At 38.2% G+C, this 10946-nt stretch carries 2 protein-coding genes; both read right to left on the minus strand.

The annotated features are described in order from the left end of the window. Nucleotides 1-184 precede the first annotated feature (184 nt). On the minus strand, nt 185-6556 hold the full coding sequence (locus DFQ02_RS10255) for a choice-of-anchor D domain-containing protein (protein ID WP_116524335.1): 6372 nt from the start codon (nt 6554-6556) through the stop codon (nt 185-187). Between the two features lie 186 nt (nt 6557-6742). Continuing rightward, nucleotides 6743-10946, minus strand: a 4204-nt coding sequence (locus DFQ02_RS10260) for a M14 family zinc carboxypeptidase (RefSeq protein ID WP_116524336.1), incomplete at its 5' end; no start/stop codon positions are given.

The following is a 10946-nucleotide window of genomic DNA, read 5'->3' on the forward strand; positions in this document are numbered from 1 at the left end:
CCGAAATATTTTTGTTATATTTTTTTTCTAACAATTCATTGTTAATAAATTGCTAATTAATATGTTAGTTTATTTTGAATACAAGAAAGAGGCTACTATTACTAGTTTGCCTCTCTCATATTCAGATAAAGTTAGGGTATATTTTGGGATTGATTAATTAACCCAGATCAAACTTGACTAAAAATTAACGTACCAAGACTTTTTTAGATAATGTTGCATCTATCATATTTACTTTAATAATATATGTTCCAGAATTGATATTTCTAGTTTTAAATTCTTGAAAACTGTCTTGTTTTATATTGTTAAATTGATAGACAGATTGACCAATAATATTATAAACCTCAATAGACTTGACCTGTTTTAATTTAGGGTTGTGAAGTATAAAGCTTTGCTTTTCATTAGAAAAATAGGTATTGAGCACTTTATCTTCAATATCTTCGGTACTTAATGAGGCTTCTGCTTTATTTTCAAATGTAATTTCAAATCTATTTAAGTATTCTCCCGCTGTTAGGAAAACTTCATAATTATCCTCTTTTAAATTTTGATAGATATCTAGAGTTTTATCATAAACAAAAATGTTAGTATCGGCGTTTATATTTTCAAGAGTATCAATTCTTATTACAGACACACCATCAACATCTGTTTTAATACCAAGTGGTAGTATGCGATTATTGTTAAAATGATCTACCGCTTGAATTATTAATTTATTATCATTTAATTTCCAATACATGTCCTCTAAGTTGTCATCGTTCATTATAGCATCAAATCCAATATCAATGCCACTTGAAGCCCTGTTGTCAACACCAACCAATAATTGACGGTGATAACCTTTTGGAGAGTCAAACGCCAACCTGATTTTTTCTCTAGTATCAGTTGTACTTGATTTAGTTTCGGATAATTTTCCTTTAACATTAGTTGATTTCAAGAAACTTGAAGATCCACCTGACTCTTTTTGGAATACCCGTTGACTATTTTTAAATAGGATGTTACCGCCATCTGGTATTACCGTGCCCGATGCACCTGTATCTCTAGCAACAACAAAGAAGCCTTGTCCGACTGGAATATAACGCTTCGGGATTTTAGTTCCGGTTTCACCAGTTGCACTAATACGTGTATCATTGTTCACGGCTGGTGCACCCCCCATTAAAGTGTACACGGCATATCCACCAGCATATTCTCTTAAAACATGGGTGCTACGTGCGAAATGATCCCAGAAGTATAAGGCGCCGTTTATAACGTTTACAGAATTTCTTCCAATTTTGCCATTAATGGTTTCTGTAGTTTTAATATTGTCTTGAATAAATTCATCAGCATCTAAAGCAGATGGATACGGATTACCTACCAGATAATCATTGCCAGATGCTATTGTAAGGGTTATATCACCATTATTTGGTTTTCCATTAAAAACATAGTTCTGTTCTTGCGAAATGAGTCCGCCTGTATTTTCAACACCTTTCATAGTAAATCCTTCACCAGCATTTATGCTTCCAGAACTTCTCATATGTTGCCATTCCGAATACGTGTCTCCAATTCTATTGGCATATTTCCATATCCAGTAGTCTGCTATGGTAGCTCCCGTTGTATTAGCTACTCCAGGAGAACCGTTATATCCAGAACCGGAAAAGGTTATTGACAATGGGTTAGAAGGAACTAATCCGTCTCTTAAGATTTCAGCAACAGTATATGAGTTATTATTAGTAGTTGTATTAGACCTACCTATAGGAGAAGACCAATAGTTATATGTATATAGGTCCTTTGTGCCTTGTTGATCTCTTTCCAGTGTTCCAGTACTTGTTACATCTAAATCACTATCCTCTGTCTGAATTAATTGTGATTCTCCTTCCAAGTCAATTGCACCATCTACTTTTAGGTAGTGGGTTACAGTCAATCCATTACCAGTCCCCAAAGAATTATCTCCATTGAGTGTCAGTTCATTTGAATCTATAAATAATCCAAGAACTGATCGGTTACCATTGTTGCCAGAAGGTAAAGAAGAGTTGTCAACGGTTATATTATGAGCTATCCTTACAATATTCCAATCTACCGTTACCGAATTATCGGCAAGAGCAGCTGCACCGGGTATGGTTTGAACATCGCCATTTACCCACGAACTGTTTGATGTCCAATCGCCATCTTGAGTTGAAATGTATGGTAATGGTGCTGTTTGCCAGTCAACGGTTTTCAGATTTTTCAAGGCGCCTTGATTTCCGTTGCCAGATTCGTCTTTAGTATTGGTATAAGTATATGTAGACATTGGATAGTATCCCGCCAAGCTAGACCAAGGTATAGTGGATATTTCGTCTTTAGTTGGACTTACTGAACGGCTAATAAAATACCCTGGGCCAACATTAAGCGAATTATCTGTGATTTCTTGATTCATTATATAGCGTAACTGGTCCACGGTTAATGCGGTATTCCAAACCCTTACTTCGTCAATATTTCCATGGAAAAAAGCTTCTGGGGTTAATTTGGCAGCAGCAGCAATAAAGAATGATTGCGAAGTGTTAACTGGAGGAGATAATGTCTCCGTTTTTTCTAATACACCATCTATATATAAATTCGCTGTGGTACCATTGTAAATGACAGCCACTTGGTGCCATTCGTCTTCAGGTATTACAACATCTGAGACAATAGTTTGAGTTCCACCATTTATCCAAGACATTTCAACATGTCCTGTTGCGTTTATCTTTAGGTCATACCCTTCAGAGTAAGCGGCATTTCTTTTAGATACTATGGATTTATCTAAAGAGTTTGATCCTCTTTTAATCCAAGCCGAAACCGTAAAACTCGTTGGATTTAAATCTAAATGATCTTCTACGTCTACATAATGACCATTGGCTGGATCAAAATAAATAGATCTATCAAAAGTTTCTTCAGGTGCCCAGCCAAAAGTTATATACTCGGTATTATCAAAATCGTATTCTGCGTACAAATATCCACCAGTCTCAGTCATTACACGATAGTCAGCAGTTGGATCAAAAATACCAGTCGAAGAAATAAACATTAAGTAACGCCCATCTGGTGGAGCAGCGGTTCTTACGGCACTCACAGGGATAGACACTTCTACAGCAGGAATATCACCGCCATTGCCGTTTTCTACAACCTTCCATATTCTTGGAATAGCTGTAAAAGATACATTCGTTGTTGGTTTAGCTCCTATAATATCTTCACTCATATCAACGGTTACATTTATTGGAGCTCCGTTAATATCAGCATTATTATTACCCCACATTAAAAATTGTCTATCTGCTAATGCTGTGGTATTGGCTATATTCTCTTTATTTGTTGCGTAAGTACTTGTTAATGCCATTGTAAGAAATCCGGATGTTGGCCCATCTACATCGGACTCATCATTCTGACTTCTTGACTGTCTCTGGTCTAATAATGAGGCATCATCACGACCTATTCCAGCAATGTCAAAATTATGACCACTATTTGCAGTGGTATCCCATATTACATTACCTTGAGAATCGATATAATCAACATCATTCTGTCTATATGTGGTAGCTGTACTGGAGGAACTTTGCAATGTTACGCCATACTTAACCCCCAAGTAACTTTGAATTTTTTGTTGGTTTATTGCAGAATTTGGAGAAGTATATGATATAATTTCAGTTAACATACCATTCATTTGTGAAGTAGTACGTCCTGCCAGACCACTTCGCCCTGTACCTACTAAAAAGGGTGTATTATTAAATTCTTTAAAATTTAAATCGGCTCCATTTCCAGCTGTACCTGTGGCATTGTCCACACGTTTACCATTTTTATATATTTCGGTAGATGTTCTGGTAGCATTCGATTTAACATTGACAATCAAGACATGGTTCTGATAAGTTTCTGTATTAGTTGTGTAGGCTCTACCATATGAGTTATCATTAGGTGCTGATGAACCATTAGGGAACGAATTGAGATTGTGAGATAAAATTTCGTCTGTAAATCTGGCCGAAGTACTTCCCATACCCAGACCTGTTGGGTCTTCATGGAAATTATCATTACTATATCTTCCCCCAACAGCAAACTGTCTACCTGGGCTAAATGATCCGGTTTGTGTATCTACAATATCATCACTTCTAAACACGGCAAAATAATCGGTTGCATAAAAACCACCTTTACCATTCATATATTGAATGTTATTATTGTCAAAATCAAGAACAGGATTATAGTTCATGTTTCTACTTGCATTATCTCTATAAATAGGTGCTATGGTTGATGCGGCAGAGGCATCCTCTTTATCGAGAGTGGTGTCATAAGCTTGGTCTTCCCAACTTGTTAAGGCGACACCGTCGGTTGCAGCAATACCTTCATTGGCTTTTAACCACAATCTTAAATTAGATGTTATATTTGCTGGGGCAATGCTGGAATCGCTTAGAGCGGTACTTGGGTCTGCCTCAACTCTAAAATTATCAAAAGCAACACCATCATCTGTTCCCGATCCATTCGAACTGAATTCAATTCTAAACCTCACATTACTTTGATTAGCAAATGTAGCATCAGATAATGTTAAGGAAGCATTTATAAATTTGTTGTGTGTAAAGGATGTATTTGTTGGGTGACTATTATTACTCCAGCCATCACTTCCAAGGGCATTTACATTTCCTTCGTACCAATTTGTTCCAGAACCACTGGCACCCAGTAGAGTATAGGCGCCTCCGGCAACGGAGTATAGAATGCGTACACCATCATTTCCACTTTCTGTTTTATATTTTATATCTAAGCTCACTCTTAGGTTATCCAATCCTGTAAAATCTAGTTGGGGACTTTCAACAACTATATTAACATTACTTAAGTAATTATCGTAAGTACTACAACGCCAAAATCCGCCTTCGGCTAATTCAATGGCTGTACCTGGAAATGCATTGGTCCATATCCATGAATCACCGGTTGATGTTACTGCAGTCCATCCACCATCATTTATGTCGAAGTTTTCGTAGTAAGCTGTATACTCTGGTGGAGCAGCGGTTCCTTCACCTTGAACTGTGAACGTATATGGGTTTTCATCGCTATCATCATTAACTATGGTTATGTTACCTGTAATAATACCTACTGCAGATGGTGTGAATGTTATAGTGAACGTCGTGTTTCCTCCAGATGCCACAGGCGATGATGGGCTTACTGTAATAGCAAAGTCTGTATTATCGCTGGTTATAGAACTAATATTTAAAGCTAAAGAACCATTATTTTCAATGGTATACGTAGTACTTATGGGCGTAAGCGCATCGGTAGCTCCAAATAATGTTTGATTAAGTGAAGCAGGGCTATTGGTGCTACCATCATTAATCGGATTGTTGGAATCGTCAAAAACATCGATTTCTGGTGATGGTGGGGTTCCCGTACCTTGTATATCAAACACATAAGGTTGTTCACTACATACAGAACTGTTATTTACTATGGTAACCGTCGCTGTTCTTAAGCCTAGGGCACTTGGCATAAAGGTTATTGTAAAGGTTCCAAAACTATCTTTATTTATAGTTGTAATGGCACTTGTAACTGTAAAATCGGCAGCATGAGCACCTGATAAGGTGATGCTGGTAATACTTAATTGGTTCGTATTCTGACTTCCTCCTCCAGTATAAGTGTTTTGAATTTCAAAAGTGTTAATTATTGAAAAACCAACATTAGTACTTCCAAAGTCTGTATTATCTGAAGTAATAGGGGTAGTGTCATCATCAGGGATGTCAACTGTATTACCTCTAACATTAATGTCTTGTAAACCAGTAGTCGACGCTGTGCCTTCACCTTGAATATCGAAGGTGTACGAACTTTCATCACTGTCATCATTTGCAACAGTCACCGTAGCGTTTTTAATACCACAAGTTGAGGGATCAAACGTAATATCGAATGTTGTATTTCCAGATGCTGCTATGGGTGTTGATGGGTTTGCAGTAATGCTAAAATCTGCTGCATCTGTACCACTTATAGTTATGTAAGTTGGTCCTGTTCCTGTTAGACTTAAATCGGCACTTCCTGTATTTAATACGGTAAAGGTGTTTACAACAGTGCCTCCTGATATATCAATTTGTCCAAAATCGGTATCGTCTGCTACATCAGGTGTAATATCTCCACTAGAAATCGACGTACCATTACCTTGAATGTCTATTTCGGGCGCGGGCGCGGTTCCTGTACCTTGAATAGTAAATGTATAGGGATCTTCATCTGGATCATCACTATTAATTGTTACAGTAGCAGATATAAGCCCTGTAACACTAGGTGAAAAAGTTATTGTAAAAGTATCTGATTTTTCCCTATCAACTTCAGATACGAAGCTCGTTACTGTAAAGTCAGTGGTATTGGAAACACTAACACTGCTTACAGTCAATCTGTTGTTTGCTGGATTTCCAGAGCCCGTAGCTACGTTTTGTATTTCGAATGTATGTACAATGCTACCACCTGTACCAATACTTCCAAAATCTGTGTTATCAGCTATTTCTGGTATTGTATCTCCATTAAGAATATCTAAGGAATTACCCCTTACATTTATGTCTTGATTTTGCGAATTCCCCTTTAAGCAAAACACACATAACAACATGCATAGTATTACATAAGTAATTTTTTTCATGAGAGACTAAGTTTTAGTTTTTGGGACTAATTAAGTTTTATAAAAACCTACGGTACAAACATACCACTTAACTCCATGAAATACAAAAAAAATCGATGAACGGTTATTTGTGTTTTTAAATCATTGAATAACAGTAATTTAAAATACTAAGTAAACTAATCAATTTACTTAGTATTTTAAAGGGATTTAATATTTAATTAACTGCTTTACTACACTTTTACCAAATTCTAAACTTGTTAATTTCAAGAAATATGCACCTTCAGACAAACTTTCTAGATCAAATATTACAATTTTAGAATTAATACTATTCCTAGCAGAACTGTATATTAATCTACCATTAACATCAAATAACTTAACTTGAAACTTCTTGTTATTTAGATTTAAAGGTAAGTTTATACTAATTTGATTTCTGAAAGGGTTTGGATTTATATTCAAGTTATTTAATGTAAAGTTTTCAGAACTTAATGTTTGATCGAATCCATCACAGTCTTCATCTATACCATTATTTGGTATTTCTATTCCATTGGGATTTAAGGTGTCATCGTTATCATCACAATCATCAGCAGTAGGAGCTACGAGCGAATGATTGGCCGATGGCTGCTCACAGGCGGTCACTGAGGATACACTTCCGAAGAAGGTATCGTTATCATTATCCACACCGATGTACCAAGTTTGGCCTGGGAACTCATTGTCGTCGTTGTCGTCACAATCGTCTGCAGTAGGCGCTACTAAGCTATATCCTGCAGGCTGCTCACAGGCGGTCACGGAATTGACACTTCCAAAGAAGGTATCGTTATCGTTATCCACACCGATGTACCATGTTTGTCCTGGAAACTCGTTGGCATCGTTATCATCACAGTCGTCTGCAGTAGGCGCTACTAAGCTATACCCAACAGGCTGCTCACAGGCGGTCACGGAATTGACACTTCCGAAGAAGGTATCGTTATCGTTATCCACCCCAATGTACCAAGTTTGTCCCGGGAACTCATTGGCATCGTTATCATCACAGTCGTCTGCAGTAGGCGCTACTAAGCTATATCCTGCAGGCTGCTCACAGGCGGTCACGGAATTGACACTTCCGAAGAAGGTATCGTTATCATTATCCACACCGATGTACCATGTTTGACCAGGGAACTCATTGGCATCGTTATCATCACAGTCGTCTACAGTAGGCGCTACTAAGCTATATCCTGCAGGCTGCTCACAGGCGGTCACTGAGGATACACTTCCGAAGAAGGTATCGTTATCATTATCCACACCGATGTACCATGTTTGACCAGGGAACTCGTTGGCATCGTTATCATCACAGTCGTCTGCAGTAGGCGCTACTAAGCTATACCCAACAGGCTGCTCACAGGCGGTCACTGAGGATACACTTCCGAAGAAGGTATCGTTATCGTTATCCACCCCAATGTACCAAGTTTGTCCTGGGAACTCATTGGCATCGTTATCATCACAGTCGGTATTGTCTAAAACATAACCAGAAGGTTGAGTAATGGCATCTTGAAATACCAGAGGATTTCCGAAACCATCAGAGTCAGAATCCTGATACCATGTTTGGTTAGTGAGAGTTACTGTTAAACCAATATTATCGATTGCCATGTCACTTCTTGGTTGCCCTGAAGGCACTGTGCCTATAAATCTTAATTTTATATATTTATTTATGTATGAGTCTAGACTAATAGTATTGGTAAGCCATGATGTTCCTTGATCACCAGACAATGTCCAAAGTTGAGACCAACTAGCACCATTATTATCTGAAATTTCTAAAGTTAAATCTCCCATATTGCTACCAGACATATGATATGAATAAGAAAAGGAAGCACTGGAAGTTGCGTTTAAATTGAAACAAGGACTAATAAGTATTAGATTTCCTGTTCCGTCATTTGATTCTGCATATAAATAATAAAAACCTTCATCTGCACTAGATGGACCTGTACTACCTGTTGAAGTAGAGCCAGAATTAATATTCCAATCAATATTGTCAGATACTTCTTGAGTCCAATCACCTAATCCTCCAGTTCCTGAACCTTCAAAGCTTTCAGAATAAGGAAAAGTGTCTACCAATGTGCCTGTACATGGAGGTTGGAATATCACCTCAAAAGATTGTTCGACGTCAGTAGCAGGGTTGTAGGTGGTGTTTCCTGATTGGCTTGCCCTAACGGTTACGAAACCAGTTGTACCATTAAGCGTAATGGTATTTCCAGATACCGAAGCAGGTCCTGATACGATGGAGAAGCTAACAGGCAACCCAGAGGAAGCCGTTGCATTCACTTGGAACGGGGCATCGGTTGTAAACTTATCACTAATAGAGTCGAAGGTAATAGTTTGTGGGATATTAGTTGAATTGGTTATGATTCTAAAGTCATCGAATACAAAGCCATCGAAAGTCGTTGTGTAGCTGTCCTGATTGTTTGTAGAATCAGTATTGAAGCTAAACCTAAGAAAAACGTTAGCTTGGTTAAAGAATGAACTATTTTCTGAGGCAGATATAACGATTTCCTCCATAACCCATTTGTCTTGTGTATCGCCATCATAAAGCTGTTCACCATCAGGTTGGAAGTTATTGTTTGTAGAGCTTTTACCCGAATAGGTATTGTTTTCGTTAGGCGCACCTGGTTTGGTATAGGTGCCACAGAGCGGTGTCCAAGTAGATCCGTTGGTAGAAGCTTCAATTTGTACATAATCAAAACTACGTTCTAGATCCCACTTGGCGTTATACTGAATAACAGTTTGTATCAGTCCATTAGTACTGATGGCATTATTTAGTTGTAGTGTTTTGCTTTCATTGTTGTTATATGCACCAGAAGGAGAGTCTGTAATAGCCACTGTTCCAGAAAAGGCGTCATTAGTAGTTCCCCAAGATCCACCAGATGCTGTCCAGTTTGCAATGCCATTGGTTTCTTCATTATCTTCAAAAAGTATGGTTGGCGTATAATATTTTATTACGTTGGCCTCGTATATGATACCGTCGTCATTGCTCAACGCAACTTTAAACTCAATAGCATCATTGGGTTGTATGCTTCCGTCTAGTGTAAAAGGAACAGATACGTTACGTTGCTCAAGAGTAATCATTCCAGACTGAGCAGGAGGATTTGTCAATGAGATGATATTAGAGGATATAGGAGTGAGAGTCAGTGTAAAATCACTATCGGTTTGACCTAGATACTCAATGCCAAAGTTGAAGTTTCCGTTCAAAGACGTTACGTTAGAAGATGTTAAATCAATAATTTTAGCATATTTACCACTAAAGTAAGCCGCTAGGAAATTGGCTCTCATAGCTCTGCGAGCTATATCATCAATAAGAAGCGGGTCAGGCCAAAAGCCACTACCAGTAGATCCGGCTTCAGAGCCACCTCCATTCTCAGGAGTCCAAGCCATGGTATCTTTTCCAGCACCAGGTCCTCCTGTAGAACCCGCTACAGCAGGTCCCATCATCCAGTCGTTCATATTTCCGCTGTTCAGAGCACTAATCTGTGTACTGGGTCCATAGGCATACCGGTTAAAATGAGTCATGTCATGGTTATACTTGGCAAATTCATCTTCACGTCTATCCACCCCTGCAAGATCTAGCGTGGCAGGATCTACTCCCGCATAACCATGTAGCATAGCATTTTTAAAGGAGTGGTGGTTAAGTACTAATTTAAAGTCGTGATCTAGAAAGAAATCTCTAACAATTTGTGATTCATTTTCAGAAAAGAACGAAGGTCCTCTATAGATCTCGCTACATACATTAGTTGATGATCCACCGTTACCCCAATAGTACCCAAAGTTTCTATTAAGGTCTACACCTTCTGATGTTGTACCACAACTACCTCCATAAATATTTCTGTTTTTACGTTGTAGTCCGCCACCATTAGGAGCTATAGCTTCATTATATGCAAGACCATCAGAGTTTACAATAGGAATAAAATAGAGTTCTTGGTTGTTAACCAAGCTAGTAATAGCAGGATCAGATCCGTAGTTTTCTAGAATATACCACATGTAGTACATTAGGTTCATAAGGCTGGACAGCTCTCTGGAGTGTGTCATTCCAGTATAGAGTGTTTCAGGCTCATTAGGTTCATCGATATCGGGATTATCAGATATACGAACATAGTATGTGGTTCTTCCTTCTAACGTAGTTTGTTGGGTAGGAGAGGCATCTGTCTTTACGGATATGATGTTAGGATATAGAGATCGCATAAGGTCGAGTTCTGCCAGAGCCTCAGAGACAGTAAAACAGCCTCCCATACTACCAAGTTTGAAATTGGTAGGTGTTGGCCAATTGATTTCATCACAGCCATTATATTGTCCTATATTATCGAAAAGAATATTAGAGACACTACTTTTACCAAAACCGGCTTTTGCATTTAGACTTGTTTTTTGCGATTCAAGTTCTTTAATGTCC

This window comes from Seonamhaeicola aphaedonensis, from assembly GCF_003386195.1.
GTDB lineage: Bacteria > Bacteroidota > Bacteroidia > Flavobacteriales > Flavobacteriaceae > Seonamhaeicola > Seonamhaeicola aphaedonensis.